The 18,036-nt window shown below is 70.3% G+C and carries 16 protein-coding genes, 1 tRNA gene and 1 pseudogene; 11 read left to right on the top strand and 7 right to left on the bottom strand.

All coding sequences use genetic code 11. The features are described 5' to 3' along the window. Window positions 1-89 precede the first annotated feature (89 nt). On the top strand, window positions 90-1,394 hold the full coding sequence (locus DSY14_RS00805; protein ID WP_307851090.1) for an aromatic acid/H+ symport family MFS transporter: 1,305 nt from the start codon (window positions 90-92) through the stop codon (window positions 1,392-1,394). A 72-nt stretch (window positions 1,395-1,466) separates the two neighbouring features. Here DSY14_RS00805 and DSY14_RS00810 read toward each other — a convergent pair. Then, window positions 1,467-2,492 (bottom strand): annotated as a pseudogene (locus DSY14_RS00810) (M48 family metallopeptidase); the annotation flags it as partial. A gap of 233 nt (window positions 2,493-2,725) precedes the next feature. Here DSY14_RS00810 and nadD point away from each other — a divergent pair. The 4 genes from nadD to DSY14_RS00830 all read left to right on the top strand — a co-directional run bounded on the left by nadD (window position 2,726) and on the right by DSY14_RS00830 (window position 4,659). Then, window positions 2,726-3,382 carry a nicotinate-nucleotide adenylyltransferase gene (gene nadD, locus DSY14_RS00815; protein WP_307851091.1) on the top strand — a complete coding sequence of 219 codons (657 nt, stop codon included), beginning with the start codon at window positions 2,726-2,728 and terminating at the stop codon, window positions 3,380-3,382. A gap of 59 nt (window positions 3,383-3,441) precedes the next feature. Beyond that, window positions 3,442-3,840 carry a ribosome silencing factor gene (gene rsfS, locus DSY14_RS00820; RefSeq protein WP_211714445.1) on the top strand — a complete coding sequence of 133 codons (399 nt, stop codon included), beginning with the start codon at window positions 3,442-3,444 and terminating at the stop codon, window positions 3,838-3,840. Between the two features lie 44 nt (window positions 3,841-3,884). After that, entirely contained in the window at window positions 3,885-4,508 is a 624-nt protein-coding gene (locus tag DSY14_RS00825) for a histidine phosphatase family protein (protein WP_211714446.1), read from the top strand. Between the two features lie 78 nt (window positions 4,509-4,586). Beyond that, a tRNA-Ala gene (locus DSY14_RS00830) sits at window positions 4,587-4,659 on the top strand. A 214-nt stretch (window positions 4,660-4,873) separates the two neighbouring features. Here the strand turns inward: DSY14_RS00830 and DSY14_RS00835 are convergent. After that, window positions 4,874-6,079 (bottom strand): epoxide hydrolase family protein, encoded by a 1,206-nt coding sequence (locus tag DSY14_RS00835; protein WP_211714447.1) that lies wholly within the window; start codon window positions 6,077-6,079, stop codon window positions 4,874-4,876. Window positions 6,080-6,140: 61 nt separating this feature from the next. On the opposite strand from DSY14_RS00835, the gene DSY14_RS00840 reads away from it, so the two are divergent. Next, the gene (locus DSY14_RS00840; protein ID WP_374223962.1) at window positions 6,141-7,097 is read left to right on the top strand and encodes a helix-turn-helix transcriptional regulator; all 957 of its coding nucleotides are present in this window, start codon (window positions 6,141-6,143) and stop codon (window positions 7,095-7,097) included. Window positions 7,098-7,153: 56 nt separating this feature from the next. Here DSY14_RS00840 and DSY14_RS00845 read toward each other — a convergent pair whose 3' ends face one another. Next, window positions 7,154-8,764 carry a glycoside hydrolase family 13 protein gene (locus tag DSY14_RS00845; RefSeq protein ID WP_211714449.1) on the bottom strand — a complete coding sequence of 537 codons (1,611 nt, stop codon included), beginning with the start codon at window positions 8,762-8,764 and terminating at the stop codon, window positions 7,154-7,156. 32 nt (window positions 8,765-8,796) lie between these two features. Beyond that, entirely contained in the window at window positions 8,797-9,816 is a 1,020-nt protein-coding gene (locus DSY14_RS00850; protein ID WP_211714450.1) for a LacI family DNA-binding transcriptional regulator, read from the bottom strand. A 218-nt stretch (window positions 9,817-10,034) separates the two neighbouring features. On the opposite strand from DSY14_RS00850, the gene DSY14_RS00855 reads away from it, so the two are divergent. The 3 genes from DSY14_RS00855 (at window position 10,035) to DSY14_RS00865 (ending at window position 13,184) form a co-directional block, all read left to right on the top strand. Beyond that, window positions 10,035-11,342: an ABC transporter substrate-binding protein gene (locus tag DSY14_RS00855; RefSeq protein WP_211714451.1), complete on the top strand. Its 1,308-nt coding sequence runs from the start codon at window positions 10,035-10,037 to the stop codon at window positions 11,340-11,342. An 85-nt stretch (window positions 11,343-11,427) separates the two neighbouring features. After that, complete coding sequence (locus DSY14_RS00860) at window positions 11,428-12,276, top strand: carbohydrate ABC transporter permease (protein ID WP_211714505.1); 849 nt, start codon at window positions 11,428-11,430, stop codon at window positions 12,274-12,276. Then, complete coding sequence (locus DSY14_RS00865) at window positions 12,273-13,184, top strand: carbohydrate ABC transporter permease (RefSeq protein ID WP_211714452.1); 912 nt, start codon at window positions 12,273-12,275, stop codon at window positions 13,182-13,184. The genes DSY14_RS00860 and DSY14_RS00865 overlap by 4 nt, the downstream gene beginning before the upstream one ends. Before the next feature lie 96 nt (window positions 13,185-13,280). Here the strand turns inward: DSY14_RS00865 and DSY14_RS00870 are convergent, their stop codons facing one another. Further along, a complete protein-coding gene (locus DSY14_RS00870; protein ID WP_211714453.1) occupies window positions 13,281-13,832 on the bottom strand; it encodes a TetR/AcrR family transcriptional regulator in 552 nt (183 codons plus the stop codon). 77 nt (window positions 13,833-13,909) lie between these two features. On the opposite strand from DSY14_RS00870, the gene DSY14_RS00875 reads away from it, so the two are divergent. Continuing rightward, the gene (locus DSY14_RS00875; RefSeq protein WP_211714454.1) at window positions 13,910-14,947 is read left to right on the top strand and encodes an FAD-dependent monooxygenase; all 1,038 of its coding nucleotides are present in this window, start codon (window positions 13,910-13,912) and stop codon (window positions 14,945-14,947) included. A 60-nt stretch (window positions 14,948-15,007) separates the two neighbouring features. Here the strand turns inward: DSY14_RS00875 and DSY14_RS00880 are convergent, their stop codons facing one another. After that, window positions 15,008-16,810 (bottom strand): ABC transporter ATP-binding protein, encoded by a 1,803-nt coding sequence (locus DSY14_RS00880; protein WP_211714506.1) that lies wholly within the window; start codon window positions 16,808-16,810, stop codon window positions 15,008-15,010. Between the two features lie 138 nt (window positions 16,811-16,948). On the opposite strand from DSY14_RS00880, the gene DSY14_RS00885 reads away from it, so the two are divergent. After that, entirely contained in the window at window positions 16,949-17,536 is a 588-nt protein-coding gene (locus tag DSY14_RS00885) for a TetR/AcrR family transcriptional regulator (RefSeq protein WP_211714455.1), read from the top strand. 46 nt (window positions 17,537-17,582) lie between these two features. On the opposite strand, the gene DSY14_RS00890 is transcribed toward DSY14_RS00885, so the two are convergent. Continuing rightward, window positions 17,583-17,876 (bottom strand): co-chaperone GroES, encoded by a 294-nt coding sequence (locus DSY14_RS00890; protein ID WP_211714507.1) that lies wholly within the window; start codon window positions 17,874-17,876, stop codon window positions 17,583-17,585. Window positions 17,877-18,036 lie beyond the last annotated feature (160 nt).

Here is an 18,036-nt window from a genome sequence, read left to right on the forward strand (position 1 = left end):
CATCCCACCCCCGGAAGGCGGGCCTGCCCATGAGCTCCCGACCCCCGAGACCGCCCGCACCCGGAACGCCCGGAGCGGACGGACCGCCGGTGAGCCGGCACAAACGGCTGATCGTCGTGGCCATCTGCGCGTTCGCGATCATCCTCGACGGCTACGACCTCACCGTCTACGGCGCCGTCGTCCCCAGCCTCCTCGAATACGAGCCGTGGGACCTGAGCGAGACCCAGGCCGGCACCCTCGGCTCCTACGCGCTCGTCGGCATGTTGCTGGGCGCGCTGCTCATCGGCACCATCACCGACCTCGTCGGGCGGCGCCGCATCATCATCGGATGCGTCGTCTGGTTCTCCGTCGGCATGGCCCTCACCGCGTTCGCGCCGAGCCCGGAGGTCTTCGGGCTGCTGCGTTTCCTCACCGGCCTGGGCCTGGGCGGGGTCATCCCCACGGCGATCGCCCTGACCATGGAGTACGCCGAACCGCACCGGCGCAACATGACCAACGCGTTCATGTTCAGCGGATACGCCATCGGCGGTATCTGCGCGGCTCTGGTGGCCATCCCGATCCTGGCCCGCTTCGAGTGGCAGACCATGTTCTGGATCGGGTCCCTGCCCGCCCTGATCCTGGTACCGCTGGCCTACTACGCGCTGCCCGAGTCGCCGAACTACCTCCGCGCCCGCGGACGCGAGGAGGAGGCCCGTTCCCTGGCCGCCCGCTACGGCGTCACCCTGGAGGCACTCGAGACCACCGGGCCCGCGGGGAAGAGGCCCGGGGCCATGAGCAACGTCGGCGCCCTCGTGGGGCGCCGCCTCCTCGCCGGAACGCTGCTGTTCTGGGTGGCCAACGGCATGGGTCTGCTGCTGGTCTACGGGCTCAACACCTGGCTGGCCGGGATCATGTTCTCCGCCGGCTTCCCGCTGGGTTCCTCGTTGAGCTTCCTGTTGGTGCTCAACGCCGGGGCGATCCTCGGAGCCCCCACCGGCGGGGCGCTCGCCGACCGGTTCGGCTCGCGGCCGGTGGTCACCGCCATGTTCCTCATCGCGATGACCTGCATCCTGCTGATGAGTCTGGAACCGCCCACCGCACTGCTGTACGTGTTGGTGGCCCTGGCGGGCGCCTGCACGATCGGCACCACGATCCTGGTCAACTCCTACACCGGCAACTTCTACCCTGCGTCCCTGCGCGCCACCGGGCTCGGCTGGGCGCTGGCCGTCGGCCGGATCGGTGCCATCATCGGCCCCATCTACGGCGGCCTGGTGATGGCCTCCGGGCTGGGCCTGGCGGTGAACTTCTACGCGTTCGCCCTGCCCGCGCTCCTCGGGGCCATCGCCGTGTTGGTGGTGCCCGCCTCCCGGGCCACGCTGCCGCACGGGGAACGGGTGCCCGACCGTACCGGGTGACCGTCGTCCCCCGCACGACGAACGGCGGGGACGGAGCGGGCCGCGACGCCCCCTCCACCCCCGCCGTGGGAGGCGACCGGCGCCGCCGCGCCACCGGTCCGCCACCGTGTCGAAGAGGCGTCCGCCGGCGCGTCCGGCACCGTCGGCCACCCCGCGCAGGGTGCTGACCAGCGGGTCGGAGGTGCGGTTCCACTCCTGGCGGTAGGACCGGGCGGCGTTGCCCGCCTCCTCGGAGACACTGGCGTCGCGGTCGGAGGTCCGGCGCGGGTACTCACCGTCGACGATCCGCTGGTACTCGCCGCTCTCCACCCACCGGTGCAGTTCGGCGACCCGGACCACCGCGAACGGGTGCGTCGCCGGGACGGTGGTCATGAGCTTGAGCACGCTGTCCACGGCGTCGCCGCCGCCCTCGTACTCCCGGGCCTGCTCCATGAACGCGTCGGGGTTCATCTGGGACAGATTGGAACCGCCGGCCAGCTTCATCAGGGCGCGCTTGGCGGCGTCGGGGTTCTGGCAGGCGAGCAGCCCGGCCCGGTCACTGGAGAGCTCGGACTTGCGCTGCCACTCCCGCAGGGCCGCCAGGATGGCCTGGATGGCGATGGCGCCCAACGGGATCCACATGATCTTGGTGGACAGCCACACCAGCAGCAGGAGCAGGGTGCGGTAGACGGCGTGGCCACTGAGGACGTGTCCGACCTCGTGGCCGATGACGAACCGCTTCTCCTCGGCGTCGAACAGGTCGAACAGCCCGGTCGTCATGACGATGAACGGCTTCTTGCGGCCGATCGCCATGGCGTTGGGCTGGGGGTCCATCTTGACGTAGAGCTCGGGCACCTCGTCCAGGTCCAGGACGTAGGCGGCGTCGCGCAGGTAGTCGTGCAGTTCGGGGAACTGGGTCGGGCTGACCCGCACGGCGCTCGACAGGAACATCAGGCGCAGGCTCCGCTCGTTGATCCGCCCGAAGACGGACCGGACGAGCGTGTCGAAGCCCGTCAACGACCGGAGCGCGACCAGGGCGCCACGGTCGGCGGGGTGCTCGTAGGCACGCGCGGAGATATCGGTGAGCCGGACACGGACGCGGTCTGGTGAGTTGGCCATATCGGCATGCTATGCGGCACGATGCGGCTTGGCCACGGTTTGCGGCGAACGAGATATGACGCGTTCGCGTACATCCTTCACGACCTGCGGGGAAGGAAGCGGACACACGCCTTGTTCGTGCATTCCGAGGCGGATGACACGACACGGCCCTGACTTACGGTGCCCCGGGTCGGCTACCCTCGGTTGGCCGAAACCGGCGACATGGCAGCGACCACGGCGAAACGGAGCGCACAGTGACGGATCAGGCCACCGGCGCATCCCACGACGGCGGACCCACCCCCGGTCGAAGAAGGGGGTCGGCCCCGACCAAGGTGGGCATCATGGGCGGTACCTTCGACCCCATCCACCACGGCCACCTCGTGGCCGCCAGTGAGGTCGCCCACCTCTTCGGCCTCGACGAGGTGGTGTTCGTCCCCACCGGGCAGCCCTGGCAGAAGGACCCCTCCAAGGTCACCCCGCCCGAGGACCGGTACCTCATGACGGTCATCGCCACCGCCGAGAACCCCCAGTTCCGGGTCGACCGCGTCGAGATCGACCGATCCGGCCCCACCTACACCATCGACACGCTCCGCCAGATGCGGGCCTCCTACGGCCCCGACGTGGAGCTCTACTTCATCACCGGCGCCGACGCGCTCGGCGCGATTCTCAGTTGGCAGAACGTCGACGAACTCTTCGACCTCGCACATTTCGTAGGCTGTAACCGGCCCGGACACCACCTCAGCGATACCGGCCTGCCCGAGGGCAAGGTCTCCCTGGTGGAGGTCCCCGCGCTCGCCATCTCCTCCACCGAGTGCCGCGAACGCGTCCGCAAGGGCGAACCCATCTGGTACCTGGTGCCCGACGGCATCGTCCGCTACATCCACAAGACCGGGCTCTACCTGGAGCCCTGAAGCGGTGGCGTGAAGCCGCCGCCGGTCGACACCCGATCTAGTAAGGCAGCAAGCACAACGTGACAGCCACCGACAGGGCTCTGGAACTCGTCCGGGTCGCCGCAGAGGCCGCCTCCGACAAGCTCGCCCAGGAGATCATCGCCTACGACGTCAGCGAACAGCTCGTCATCACCGAGGCCTTCGTGCTGTGCTCGGCGCCCAACGACCGCCAGGTCCGCGCCATCGTCGACGAGGTCGAGGACCAGCTGCGCCTCCAGTCCGGCGTCAAGCCGGTCCGCCGTGAGGGCGAACGCGACGGCCGTTGGGTCCTGCTGGACTTCGCCGACATCGTCGTCCACATCCAGCACGAGGAGGAGCGCGGCTTCTACGGCCTCGAACGCCTGTGGAAGGACTGCCCCGAGATCGAGCTCCCCGAGAGCTCCCGCGGCGCCGAGCGCACCCCGCTGGACGAGCAGTAAGCCCATGCGGCCGTTCCGGTCGCCGGACAAGAGAGACACACCACGTGAGTGAGACCCCTCGTGTGCTGTTCTGGCGGCACGGACGCACCGCCTGGAACGTCGAGAAGCGCTTCCAGGGACAGACCGACATCGACCTCGACCCGGTCGGCCACGCCCAGGCCGAACGGGCCGGTCGGCTACTCGCCACCCTCGACCCCGACGTGATCGTGGCGTCCGACCTCAAACGCGCCGTGGACACGGCCGGGTACCTGGGTCGCGCGTCCGGGGTGCCGGTGGAACTCGACAAGGGGCTGCGCGAACGTCACGGTGGGTCCTGGGAGGGGTACACCGCCTCCGAACTGGCCGAGCGCTGGCCCGCCGAGCACCCCACCATGAACATCCCCGACGGTGAACCCATCGCCGAGGTCGGCGACCGCATGTGCGCCTCCGTCGAGCGTGGGCTCGCTCGAACGCCCCCGGGTGGGCTGCTCGTCGTCGTGAGTCATGGGGCCGCGCTGCGCGTGGGCATCGCCCGCCTGCTGGAGGTGCCCGACGAACGTCGGGAGATCCTCGGTCCGCTCAGCAACTGTTGCTGGTCCGTCCTCCAGGCCCGCGGCCGTCACTGGCGGCTCATGGAGCACAACGCCGCCAGCCTGCCCGAACCGGTGGTCCTCAGCGACGACGCCTGATTCCGTTTCGACGAACAGCCGATCATCCGCTAGGGTTCAGGGAGTCGACGGGGTCCTGATCCCGCACGACTCCCACACGGGGCTATGGCGCAGTTGGTAGCGCGCCTCCATGGCATGGAGGAGGTCTGGGGTTCGAATCCCCATAGCTCCACAACACTCCGGAACGGTCCGATGGGCGCTGTCAGGCGCTCGCCGGGCCGTTCCGTCGTTTGCGGCCTCGGCCCCCCGGTGCGGGGCTCGTTCCCCTCGCCCGGGACCCGGCGACCCCGTGAGGCCCCCGCTCCCACGAGCGGGGGCCCACCTCGGTTCCCGGGTTCCTCACGGACCCTCCCCGGAGCCGTGCCCCGTGGTGGGTCGGGGTCGGGTCACCTCAGGTCGCGGAAGAAGGCGCGAACGTCTCCCACCAGCAGGTCCGGCCTTTCCATGGACAGGAAGTGCCCTCCCTCGCCCGCGTCGGTCCACCGGACGATGTCGTGGTCCCGCTCGGCCCAGCGCCGCACGGTCACGTCGTGGGCGGACAGGAGGACACCGGTCGGTACGCCCCGCCCCCCGGAGGGCCACGCGCCGTCGGGCCCCTCCCAGGACCCGGTCGCCGGGTCCTGGTCGGTCGGGTCGTCGCCCCAGGTGCTCGCCGACATCTCCTCGTAGTAGATCTGCGCCGCCGAGGCGGCGGTCCCGGTCAGCCAGTACAGCGACACACAGGTCAGCATCCGGTCGCGGTCCAGGGCCTCCTCCGGCAACCCCTCCTCGGGCATGCTGTACTCCTGGAACTTCTCCACCATCCACGCCAACTGGCCCACGGGCGAGTCGGTGAGCCCGTACGCCACGGTCTGCGGTCGTTTGCCGTTGCACTGGAGGTAGCCGTCGTTGAAGGACTGCATCCGGTCCCACCGGCGCTGGTCCGCCTCGGACAGGTCCAGGGTGTCCTCGTCCCCGTAGGGGAAGGTGATCATGGCGTTGAGGTGCACGCCCAGGACCCGATCGGGGGACAGTGCGCCGATCGCCGGCCCGACCCAGCCGCCGGTGTCGTAGCCCTGCACCGCGAAGCGCGCGTACCCCAGGCGGGTCATCAGTTCCAGGAAGACCGCGCCCATCCGAGAGGCGTTCATCCCCGGTCCGGCCAACGGGGTGGAGAAGCCGAAACCCGGCAGCGACGGGATCACCAGGTGGAAGGCGTCCCTGGGATCGCCGCCATGGGCACCGGGGCCGGTGAGCGGACCGATGACGTCCAGGAAGTCGGTCACACCGCCGGGCCAGCCGTGCAACAGCAGCAGCGGGACGGCCTCCGGTTCGGCCGAGCGCACGTGCAGGAAGTGGACGTTCTGTCCGTCGATCTCGGTGGTGAACTGCGGGTGCGCGTTGAGCTCCGCCTCGGCGGCCCGCCAGTCGTGGGTGGTGCGCCAGTACTCGGCGAGTTCCCGGAGATAGCCGACCGGGACCCCGCGGTCCCAGCCCACCCCGGGCAGCTCCGAGGGCCAACGGGTGTCGGCCAGTCGGGCCTTCAGGTCGGTCAGCCGTTCCTCCGGGACCTCGATGCGAAAGGGGATGATCTGCTCTGGTGACGTCGTCATGGGGCCACGGTAGGAACCACTTAGGTCAGGATCGTTCCTAAGTGGAGGGGACGATCGAGGTATGACGCACATGAACTCTCCGCGACTGCTCGCGCTCCTGGCCCACTTGCAGAGCCACCCGGAACGGTCCGGTGCCGAACTGGCCGACCGTCTCGGCGTCACGGTCCGGACGGTGCGTCGCGACGTGGACCGACTCCGCGAGCTCGGCTACCCCGTTCTCGCGGAACGCGGCACCGCCGGGTACCGGTTGGGTTCCGGTGCGGCGATGCCGCCCCTACTGCTCGACGACGAGGAGGCCGTCGCCATGGTGGTGGGCCTGCGCACGGCCGCCTCGGTGAGCGGGATCGAGGAGGCGTCGCAGCGGGCGTTGGCCAAGGTGAAACAGGTGCTGCCCGCACGACTACGGCATCGGGTGCGGACCCTGCACGGGGCCACCGTGCGCGCCGGTGTCGAACCGGGCCCGACGGTGTCCGCGGACACGCTCATGATCATCGCCGAGGCCTGCCGTCGCCGGGAGGTGCTGCGCATGGACCACACCGGAGCGCTCGGCGGGACGACGGAGCGGCGGGTGGAGCCGCACAGCCTGGTCAGCTTCGGGAACCGTTGGTACCTGGTCGCCTTCGACCCGGACCGGGACGACTGGCGCGCCTTCCGGGTGGACCGTCTCACCCCGCGCACCTCGGGCGGGCCCCGGTTCACCCCACGCGAGCCGCCGCACGGCGACCCGGCCCGGTTCCTCTCCCACCGACTGTCCGCCCAGACCTGGCCCCACCGTGCGGTGGTCCGCCTCCACGAGCCCGCGGACAGTGTGTCCGGGCGGTTGTGGCCGGGCATGGGTGTTCTGGAGGCCGTCGACCCCCGCTCCTGCCTGCTGCATTTGGGCGCCGAGACCGTCCAGGACCTGGTCTGGATGATCACCTCGGTGCACACCGACTTCACCCTGGTCGAGGGGCCGGACGGGCTGGCCGACGCCTTCCGGGCGCAGGCCGCCCGCTGTGCCGCCGCCGTGGAACCGTAGGTCGCCTCCGCCGGGGGTCCGGGCGCGTACCACCCCGCCCGAACCCCCGCGCGGTCTCAGGCCCGCATCCACACGGCGGCGTCACCGGGCAGGAGCTCCGTGACGTCGGTACTGGCCGCCAGCACCTCGCCCTGGGGCAGCCGCACCGGCTCCGGGCCGGTGTTCACCAACACCAGCACGTCACCCCGACGGAAGGCCACCACCGGCCCCTGGTTCAGGGCGTCGTCCCAGACCAGGGACTCATCGTCGGAGAAGGACCGGCGCAGCCGGAGCGCGTTCCGGTACAGCCACAGCGTCGAGGTCGGATCCGCCTCCTGGGCCTGGGCCGAGTACTCGCCCCACCACGCGGGCTGGGGGAGCCAGGAGCCCCCCGGCCCGAACCCGTGGGAGGAGCCCTCGCGGGTCCAGGGCAACGGCACCCGACAACCGTCGCGGCCCTTGTCGGTGTGGCCGCTGCCCCGCCACCGGGGATCCTCCAGGGCGTCGGCCGGGAGGTCGGCGACCTCCGGCAACCCCAACTCCTCGCCCTGGTAGACGTACGCCGACCCCGGCAGGGCCAGGGTGAGCAGCGTCAACGCGCGGGCACGGGCCCGCCCCAGTGCGTGGTCGGGTGCGGGATCGTGGCCGTTCGACAACAACCACCGGCGCGGGTCGGTCCCCGGCGGCAACCCCAGCAGGGAGGGTTTGCGCACCACGTCGTGGTTGCCGGTCACCCAGGTGGGGACGGTGCCGACCCGGGTGGCGTCCTCGATCGAGGAGGTGATCACCTTCCGGTACGCGTCCGCGTCCCACGGCGTCAGCAGGTACTCGAAGTTGAACGCCTGGTCCAGCTCGTCGGGCCTGGTGTAGCGCACCCTGCGTTCGCCGGGGAGCCACACCTCGGCGACGCTGGCACGGGGCGGGTCGTAGGACGCCAGCACCCGGTTCCAGTCCCGGTACACCTCGTGCACCTCGGGCCGGTCCAGGAAGGGGTGGTCGGGGTTGGCGGCGATGTCCTCGAACCGCCCACCGTCCACCAGCACCAGGTCACGCAGGGGGTCCAGGTCCTTGACCAGCGCGTAGGCCACGTCGATCCGGAACCCGTCCACGCCCCGGTCGCTCCAGAACCGCAGGATGTCGCGGAACTCCGCTCGGACCCGCTCGTCGTCCCAGTTCAGGTCCGGTTGTTCGGGCGCGAACATGTGCAGGTACCACTGTCCGTCCGGCACCCGGGTCCACGCCGGACCACCGAAGGTGGAGCGCCAGTTGGTGGGCGGCGCGGAACCGTCGGGTCCGCGCCCGTCCCGGAACACGTACAGGTCCCGTTCCGGGGCGTTCGGCGAGGCGAGCGCGGCCCGGAACCACGGGTGCTCCTCGGAGGTGTGGTTGGGCACGATGTCGATCATCACGCGCAGACCACGACCGTGCGCCGCCGCCACCATGGCGTCGAAGTCGTCGAGTGTGCCCAGCAGGGGATCGACCCCTCGGAAGTCGGACACGTCGTAACCGCCGTCGGCCCACGGAGAGGGGTAGAAGGGCGACAGCCAGATCCCGTCGGCGCCCAGCCCCGCCACGTGGTCGAGTCGGTCGGTGATCCCTCGCAGGTCGCCCACGCCGTCACCATCGGAGTCGGCGAGGCTGCGCGGGTAGACCTGGTAGAGGACGGCGTCGCGCCACCACGGTCGCATGTGCTCTCCTTCTGGGGATGCGGGACGGTCGGTCAGGACAGCCCCTCGGTCCTGCGCGGAGCCGAGGTCGATTGCCGGAGAATCAGCTGGGTGGGCATCTCCACGTACCGGTCCGGTGGGGCGGCGCCGTGGAGGATCTCCACCGTGAGTGCGGCCGCCGCCGCCCCGATCGCGCGGGGCGACTGGTCGACCGTCGTCAGGTCGAGTGCCGCGGCGGTCTCGTGGTTGTCGAAGCCCATGAGCGAGATGGCGCCCGGGACCGGGATGCCGGAGCGACGCAGTGTGCGGTGGGCGCTCACGGCGATGGCGTCGAACTCGGCGAGGACGGCGGTGGGCGGGTGATGGCCGGAGAGGAGTTCTCCCATGGCGAGTTCACCGCCCTCGTCCCCGGGTGAGCACAGCACGCTCCACTCCGGGAGGCCCGCCTCGGCCATCGCGGCGCGGTAGCCCGCCAGACGGCTCCGGGAGCTCAGACTGAGCCACGCGCCGCCCCGGGAACCGATGTAGGCCACACGGGTGTGGCCCAGGTTGAGCAGGTGTCGGGTGGCCTTGGCCGCCCCCTCGACGTCGTCGATGGACACGCCGGCCCGTCCCGGGACGTGCTGTCCGGTGAGCACCAGGGGCACGTCGACGTCGTCCAGGCGGTCGCACTCCTGGGCCGACAGGTCCATGGAGACCGTGATGACCGCGTCACTGTTGCGGCGCAGGGGCAGGGTGCGGGACCAACCGCGCTGCCCGCGCAGGTCGCCCACCTGGTAGAGCAGCATGTCCAGGTCGGCCTCGCGCAGGCCGTCGCTGATTCCGGCGAGAACCGATCCGAAGAACCAGGGCTGGAGGAACGGCACGACCACCGCGACCCTGCAGGTGCGTCCTGTGACCAGGCCGGAGGCGTTGCGCGAGACCACGTAGGACAGCGCGTCGGCCGCGTTCTGCACGCGTTCCCGCACGGCGGGGGAGACCCCCGGCACCCCGCGCATCACACGCGACACGGTGGACAGTGAGACCCCGGCGCGACGGGCGACGTCCCGCATGCTCGAGGGACGAGTTGTCATGTTCCTCACGGTAAGAGCGATGACCCGAATCTGGCAACGTTTTCATCCCATGTGCGGGCGATGTCACCCCGATTCCACTGTGTTATGCAGACGTGTCAGGGATGTGTGTTGACTACGTCACATAGACGATGGCATCGTTTTCACACCATCCGACCGGGCGTTGCCCCGCTATCTCGACGCCGTGCCTCCCACTCTCCCGGGGGCTCGAAAGGAGAGTCATGTCCGCACTTCCCTGGCACCGGAGGCACTCATGGAGGGCCGGTGGCGCCACCCTCGCGGCCCTGGTCCTCACCCTGGCCACGGCCTGTGGCGAACCCCCCGGCGACGAGCCGGACGCCGAGGGTGAGAGCGCCGGACTCGCGGACGACCCCCAGTTCGTCTGGGCGGTCACCGGCGCCGACCGGCAGATCCACGAGGACGTCGCCCGGCTGTGGAACGAGAACAACCCGGACCAGCAGGTCGACGTGTTCTTCCTGGCGCCCACCGCCGATGAGCAGCGCCAGGCCATGTTCCAGGACCTGCAGAGCCAGGCCGGTGAGTTCGACGTGCTCGGCCTCGACGTCATCTGGACCGGCGAGTTCGCCGAGTTCGGTTACATCGAGAGCCTGGAGGACATGCGCGGCGACATCGACGGCGTCAGCCTGCCCGGCGCGATCGACAGCTCCCAGTGGCAGCAGGAGCTCTTCGCCCTGCCCTACTCCTCCAACGGTGCCTTCCTCTACTACCGCACCGACCTCGTCGACGAGCCGCCCACGACCTGGGAGGAGCTCTACGAGACCGGGATGGAGGCCGCCGAGGAGGAGGGGATCGCCCCGTTCGTCGGTCAGGGCGACCAGTACGAGGGCTTCGTGGTCAGCTTCCTCGAAATGTTCTGGTCGGCCGACGGCGAGCTGTTCGACGAGGCGCAGGAGAACTCCACGTTCCTGGAGGGCGACGCCGCCGAGACCGCGATGGACTTCCTGATCGAGGGCCAGGAGAACGGCTTCTTCGCCGAGGGCTACGACTCCATGGTCGAGGACGACGCCCGCGCCCTGTTCCAGGCGGGCGAGGCCGTCTACATGCGCAACTGGCCCTACGCGGTTCCGCTCCTGGAGGGTGAGGACGGCGAGGAGAGCGCGGTCGCCGGCGACTTCGCCGTGGCACCGTTGCCGACCTTCACCGGGGAGGGCTCCACCAGCGCCCTGGGCGGCCTCAACAACGCCGTCAGCAGCCTGAGCGAGAACAAGGACCTGGCGCGCGAGTTCGTGCTGTGGGCCGCCACCGACGCCGAGGCCCAGAACATCCTGGCCGGGCACAGCCTCCCGCCGACCATGCTCAGCACCTACGACGAGGCCGACGACCCCAACTTCGAGCTGCTCGGCGAGATCCTCGCCGAGGCCGACGCCCGTCCCCCGGTGCCCGGTTACAACTCGCTGTCCCTGGTGATGCAGGACAACCTGCACCCGGCCTTCCTCGGCCAGCAGGACGCCGACAGTGCGCTCGAGGCCGTGAACAACGCGGCGAACGATGCCCTCGAAGGGGAGTAGGGGCGCGATGTCCGATTCCACGGATGTCGCCTCCGACGTCGTCGTAGCCGCGCGCAAGCGGGCCCGAAGCCTGGGGGAGAAGGCGATGGGGCGGATCTTCCTCGCCCCGTCGCTCGGCTTCATGGCACTGATCGCGCTCTTCCCGGTGATCTACGCGGTCGGGATGAGCCTCTACAACATCCGGGGGTTCAACCAGGACTTCGTGGGCGTGGAGAACTACGTCCGCGCCCTGACCGACCCCAGCTTCTGGAACGCCGTCAAGAACACGCTGATCTTCACCGTGGCGTCGGTGTCCCTGGAGTTCGTCGTCGGGATGGCGTTCGCGCTGATCATGCACCAGGCCTTCGTCGGCCGTGGGCTGACCCGCGCGGTCATCCTGGTGCCGTGGGTGATCCCGACCGCCGTGGCCGCCCAGGTGTGGCGGTACATGTTCGACCACAACCCCGGGTTCGTGAACGCGGTCCTCGGGACCGACATCAACTGGCTCCGGGATCCGGCCTGGTCCATGGTCGGCATCATCAGCGCCGACGTGTGGAAGACCGCACCGTTCGTGGCGCTGCTGCTGCTGGCCGGGCTCCAGACCATTCCCAAGGACTACTACGAGGCCGCCAAGGTGGACGGCGCCAACGTGTTCCAGCGGTTCTGGCTGATCACGTTGCCGCTGTTGCGTCCGGCGATCGTCGTGGCGCTGCTGTTCCGCACGGTGGACGCGTTGCGGATGTTCGACTTCGCCTACGTGTTCTCCGGGTACTCGAACTCGCTGGCGACCCTGTCGGTCTACGCGCAGCGTTACCTGGTCGCCGAACCCCAGCTGGGCTACGCCAACGCGCTGTCCACGGTCACGTTCGTCATCGTCATGATCGTCGGCCTGGGATTCATCAGTCGGATGGGCCGCCACATGGTCGGTGACGTGGGGCGGAAGGAGAAGCGATGAGCGTCCGGAGCACCGAGGGGGGACGGGACGCCGTCCGCAGGGCCCAACGGTCGCGGGGCGGTGTCCCGCCGGCCGTGGCCAACGCCCTCAAACTGCTGGGTCTGCTGGTGGTCGTGGTCTGGTGCCTGTTCCCGTTCCTGTGGATGGGGATGACCAGCCTGCGGACGGGTTCGGTGGCGCTGACCAACCCGAACATCCTCCAGGGGCCGTTCAGTCTCGGTAACTATCAGGAGGTCGTGGACCAGGGGTTCCTGTTCCCGCTGCGCAACTCGCTGATCGTGGCGTCGGTGACGACGTTGATCTGCATCCCGGTCGCGGCGTTGGCCGGCTACGCGTTGGCGCGGCTTCCGCTGGCGGGCAAGTTCGCGCTGCTGGCCGCCACGCTGGTGGCGACGCTGTTCCCGCCGGTGGCGTTGGTCAACCCGCTCTACCAGATGTACCTGAAGCTCAACGAGTGGACCGGGATCAACCTGCTCAACAGCTACGCGGGAATGATCATCCCCTACGTGGCGCTGACCCTGCCGCTCGCCATCTTCATCCTGGCGACGTTCTTCGCGGGCATCCCCAAGGAGATCGAGGAGTCCGCCAAGGTCGACGGGGCCACCCCGTTCCAGGCGTTCCTGAGGGTGGTGGCGCCGCTGGCCGCGCCGGGCGTGGGCGCGGCCGCCATCCTGACGTTCGTGTACGCCACCAACGAGTTCCTGCTCGCCTTCTCGTTCGCCCCGCGCGACCTCGACGTGCAGACCGTCCCGGTCTTCGTGGGCACGTTCGAGAGGGTCGGTTACGAGAACCCGATCGGCCAGATCATGGCCGCCTCGGTGCTGGTGTCCATCCCGCTCATCATCTTCGCGCTCGTCCTGCAGCGCAGGATCGTGGCGGGGTTGACCTCGGGGGCCGTGAAGGGCTGACCGTCGTACCGTGCCCCGGCGACCCGCACGGGTCGCCGGGGCACCGGCGTGTCCGGGGCCGGTGCGGGTCGATCGCCGAGCGTCCGTGAGCCCGACTCAGGGGGTGAGGCAGGCGCGGGCCACCCGAAGGAGCTGCCCGCGCGGCTCCACCACCTCGGGCCGGACCAGCGCGTGCATGATGAGCCCGTCGGCGTAGGCGAGCAGGGTCCGTGCGGCGGCGTGCGGGTCGGCCGCGCCCAGGTCGGTGAGGATCTCGGTGACCCAGCCCCGGATGAGGTCGTGGCCGCGGTTGAGCGAGGCGCGCACCTCCAGGCTGTGGGCGGCCTCCATCGTCAAGGTGTAGCGCGCCACCGTCCGTACCCGGTGGGTCGTGGTCGTCTCCGAGACGAACAGCGCCACCGTGTCCACCAGGCCGTCCAGCGAGGTCGCCTCGGAGCCCTCGAGTCCGGCCCAGTCACGGTGATCGAGCTCCTCCAGACGTTCCACGACCCCGCGCACGAGAGCGGCCCGGGTACGGAAGTGGTTAGAGGTCGACCCGCGGGGCAGGCCGGCCGCGGTGTCCACCTTGCCGTGGGTCAGCGCGTGCAGGCCACGGGTCCCCACCAGGTCGATGGCGGCGTCGAGGGCGCGGGCTCTGGTCTGGGACATAGACGCATACTACATTCGTAGTATCGGGGTACTACGATCATAGTAACCACGCGGCGCGAGAGAACGAGGAGACACCGATGCGAGGAACGGCTCTGGTGGTGGGCGGAGGGATCGCCGGACTCGCGGTGGCCCGCGGGTTGCTCGACGTGGGATGGGAGGTGGAGGTGCGCGAACGCCTGTCCGGGCCTCCCGACATCGGCGGCGCTCTCGGCGTATGGCCGGTCGGCATGGCCTCGCTCGACCGTCTCGGTCTCGGAGCGGGGGTCCGGGACCGCGCCGAGTACCGTTCCGGGGCGTGCCTGCGCCGCCCCGACGGGCGTGTACTCTTCGGCGCGCACAGCCGGGGCGGAGCGCACCTGGTGTCCCGGTCGGCGCTGCTCGACCTTCTGGTGGCGGCCCTGCCCGACGACGTCGTGCGTTGGAACACCCCCGTCACCGTCGCCGACCTGGCCCCCCGTCGCGCCCACGACGTGGTGATCGGAGCCGACGGCATCCACAGCCTGGTCCGCCGCACCGCCTTCGCGCACGCCGCTCCGGCCCGACCGCTCGGCGCGGTCGCCTACCGCGGAGCCCTGCCCGGCAGGGTGGAACGGGTGACCGAGATCTGGGGCGGGCACCGTATCTTCGGCCTCACTCCGCTCGACGCGCACACCACCAACTGGTACGCGGCCCTGGACCTGCGCCTGCTCTCGGAGGAGGAACGCGCCTCCCGCGACCCCGCGGTGCACACCTCCGTCCTGCGCCGTGAATACGGCGGGTGGTACCCCGACGTGGCCCGGGTCCTGGCCGGGGCGCCGACCCACGGTGTGGACCGCCGGGCCCTGTACGACCTGCCGGCCTTCGGTTCCTACGTGCGCGGACGCCACGCGCTCATCGGCGACGCCGCGCACGCCATGGCGCCCAACCTCGGTCGCGGGGCCTGCGAGTCCCTGATCGACGCCGTCGTCCTCACCGAGGCCCTGGCGGAGGAGTCCACCGTGCGGCGGGCGCTGCACCGCTACGATCGCGCCCGCCGTGGACCCACCCGCAGGATCGTGGCCGCCTCACGCGCCCTCAACCGCCTCAGCGTCACCGCAGGGCCCCTCCGTGCCCGGCGGCCCGTCTCCGCCCCCTGACCCCAGGGCCCGGCGGCGCGGTGGGTGCGCCACCGGGGCGGAGCGCCCGCGCCGACGGACTCAGTGCGTCGGCGCCGTGGAGACCGCCTCCGCGTCCTCCTCACGATCCGCGCGCCCGCGCTCCTCGGTCTCGGCGATGTGCAGGGCCGCGACCAGCTCCTGGTACAGGGTGTCCTGCTCCAACAGCTCATGGTGCGTGCCCTGGGCCCGGATCCGGCCCTCCTCCATGAGCAGGATGCGGTCGGCGTGGATGACCGTGGACAGGCGGTGCGCGATGGTCACCACGGCGCCCCGGTCGGCCTGGCGACGGACGCTCTCGGTGATGGCGGCCTCGGTGATCGCGTCCACCTGGGAGGTGGCCTCGTCCAACAGCAGCACCTCCGGGGAGCCCAGCAGCGCCCGGGCCAGGGCGATCCGTTGGCGCTGCCCGCCCGAGAGCGAGTTCGAGTCCAACGGGGTGTCCAGCCCCTGCTCCAGCGAGGCGACCTTCTCGGTCAGTCGCACCTCCTCCAAGACCCGCCGCAGGGCCTCCTCTCCGGCCTCCGGGCGTGTGAACAGGAGGTTGTCCCGAATGGTGCCCGGCACCACCGGGGTGTCCTGCTCCACGTAGGCGAAGCGTCCCCGTACCTGTTGCGGGGACAGTTCCCGGTAGGGCGTGCCGTCCAGAAGCAGGTCCCCGTGTTCCGGTTCGAGGAAGCGCAGCAGCAGGGACAGCACCGTCGTCTTGCCCGCCCCCGACGGACCGACGATGGCGGTGTGACCGTGACGGGGGACGGCGATGTCGACACCGTCGAGAGCGGCCTCGGCCCCCGGGGCGTACCGCGCGGTGACCCCGCGCAGCTCCACCAAAGGCCCCCCGTGGCCGTTGCCGGAGGCCGCGGAGGGGTGCGAGCCCGGGTCGGTGGGGCGCGCGACGGCCTCCTCGGCGGTGGGTTCGAGCGGAATGGCCTCCACCTCGCGGATGCGCTTGGCCGCGGCGATACCCGACTGCAGGGTGGTCACGCTCTGGGAGAGCTCCATGACCGGGTTCATCAGGGTGAACGCGTAGAGCAGGAACGCCACCAGCGTGGACACGGCGATCTCGCCGGAGGCCACCCGCAGTGCGCCCAGGCCCAGAATGGCGATGATCGCCAGCTGGACACCGCCGAAGGCGATCGTCCAGGCCACGGCCTCCCGGCGCACCGAGCGGATGCCGTGCGTGGCGGCGTCCCGGGCGTGGTCGAGGATCTGGTCGCCCAGGCGTTCCTCGGCGCGGCTCACCTTGACGGTCCGGATCGCCCGGAGGGAACCGTCGAGGACCCCGCCCATCAGACCGAGCGAGTTCTGCGCCCGTTCCTGGGCCTTGGCGATGGCGGGCATCAGGGTCAGGAACAGGATCGTCACGATGACGACCGCCGTCGCGGTGACCCCGAGCAGCACCAGGTCCAGGACGCCCATCATGATCAGCGTGCCGACCATCAGGACACTGCCGTTGACCAGGCTGATCACGCTGCTGGACGCGGCCTCGCGCAGCAGCACGGTGTCGGAGGTCGCGCGGGTGACGAGCTCGCCGGAGGGGCGCTGGGACAGCGGCTGCATGGCGGCCCGGAAATAACGGCGCACCAGGGAGACACGGGCGTCCAGGACGACCTTCTCGGCGACGGTGCCGAGCACGATCCAGTGCCACAGGCCGAAGAACATGCCGCTGACGAACAGGCACAACAGGATCGCCACCGGCATCGCCAGGCTGCCGGCGTCGGACACGGTGTCCAGGACGAGCTTGATCACCATGGGGTTGGCCAGCTCCAGGGCGGAACCGAGGAGGGCCAGGACCAGGCCGAGCAGAAGCTTGCGCCGGTGCGGTCGGACGAAGGACCACAGCACCCGTAACTGCGCGAAACGGGGCTCCTGCGGTGCGGTGGGTCCGGAGTCGGATCTGGAGGAAGAAGCGGTCATGCCCTAGATTAGGTCATGAGTGACCGATTATTGTCAACCAATTACCGATCCACCTAGGATGAAGGCATGGTGAAGAGCGTTCCCTCAGAGGAAGAGACCAGGACCCGCGCGCGCACCCGCCGCACGATCCTGGCCGCCGCGGTCGAGGTGCTGGTGGAGAACAGGTCCGCGCCCCTGTCACAGGTGGCGGCCAAGGCCGGTGTCGCCCGCAGCACGCTGCAGCGCTACTTCCCCGAACGCGCCGACCTCGTCGCCGCCCTGGAGGTCTACGGCAACGAACTCGCCGACGAGGCCACCGAGCGTGCCCGCACGACCGAGGGGCCCGCCATCGAGGCCTTCTCCCGTCTGGTCTCGGAGTACTTCGGGCTGAGCGAGGTCATCATGCTCACCCTGGGCGGTGAGGACTCCAGGACCGAGTACGACGAGGACGCGTGCGGGCCCAGCGACCTGGCCCTCTTCGAACTCATCGAACGGGGCCACGAGGACGGCACCATCGACCCCCGCATCACGCCCCTGTGGGCCCAGCAACTCCTGTGGTCCACGCTCTACTCGGGCTGGAGCTACAGCGGTGTCGCCAGGGTCCCCGTCTTCGAGGCGCACAACATGTGCCTGTTGTCCCTCGTCAAGGCGATCGGTCGCCAGGCGCGCCCATGACGGAGGGGGCCGGCGGCCCGCGGCGGCACCGGTCCCGCGAGGGCGCTCAGAGGTACAGGCCGGTGCCCCGCTCGGGGGCCTCGTTCGCGATCGCGTGCACGTCCCGCTCGCGCAGGATCACGTACCGCTCGCCGTTCAGCTCGACCTCGCCCTGCTCCTCGGGGTCGAAGAGCACGCGGTCACCGGTCTTCACGTGGCGCGCGCCGGTTCCCGCGCCGCGGACCTCGCCCCAGGCCAGGCGGGTCGCCAGCTTCACCGTGTCCGGGATGACCAGACCTCCGCTGCTGCGCCGCTCACTCTTGTCCGGGACCGTCTTCACCAGGAGGCGGTCGTGGAGCATCTGGATCTCAAGCTTGGATTCGGGCACACCCCCAGGATATTCACCCCCGCACCGGGTCATCCCCACCCATCGCGTCACCGGGGCGACCACCCGCGTTCGGCCCGGGTTCGACCGGCCCTCGGAATCCGGTACAGTATTCACATGCCGAGCGGGGGAACCG

It is taken from the genome of Nocardiopsis sp. MG754419, from assembly GCF_018207095.1.
Classification (GTDB): Bacteria; Actinomycetota; Actinomycetes; order Streptosporangiales; family Streptosporangiaceae; genus Nocardiopsis.

Coding starts and splice junctions, on each gene's coding strand:
- DSY14_RS00835 (WP_211714447.1), bottom strand. CDS start 6,079: ATGACGACGTCACCAGAGCAGATCATCCCCTTTCGCATCGAGGTCCCG.
- DSY14_RS00840 (WP_374223962.1), top strand. CDS start 6,141: ATGACGCACATGAACTCTCCGCGACTGCTCGCGCTCCTGGCCCACTTG.
- DSY14_RS00845 (WP_211714449.1), bottom strand. CDS start 8,764: ATGCGACCGTGGTGGCGCGACGCCGTCCTCTACCAGGTCTACCCGCGC.
- DSY14_RS00850 (WP_211714450.1), bottom strand. CDS start 9,816: ATGACAACTCGTCCCTCGAGCATGCGGGACGTCGCCCGTCGCGCCGGG.
- DSY14_RS00855 (WP_211714451.1), top strand. CDS start 10,035: ATGTCCGCACTTCCCTGGCACCGGAGGCACTCATGGAGGGCCGGTGGC.
- DSY14_RS00860 (WP_211714505.1), top strand. CDS start 11,428: ATGGGGCGGATCTTCCTCGCCCCGTCGCTCGGCTTCATGGCACTGATC.
- DSY14_RS00865 (WP_211714452.1), top strand. CDS start 12,273: ATGAGCGTCCGGAGCACCGAGGGGGGACGGGACGCCGTCCGCAGGGCC.
- DSY14_RS00870 (WP_211714453.1), bottom strand. CDS start 13,832: ATGTCCCAGACCAGAGCCCGCGCCCTCGACGCCGCCATCGACCTGGTG.
- DSY14_RS00875 (WP_211714454.1), top strand. CDS start 13,910: ATGCGAGGAACGGCTCTGGTGGTGGGCGGAGGGATCGCCGGACTCGCG.
- DSY14_RS00885 (WP_211714455.1), top strand. CDS start 16,949: ATGGTGAAGAGCGTTCCCTCAGAGGAAGAGACCAGGACCCGCGCGCGC.
- DSY14_RS00890 (WP_211714507.1), bottom strand. CDS start 17,876: ATGCTCCACGACCGCCTCCTGGTGAAGACGGTCCCGGACAAGAGTGAG.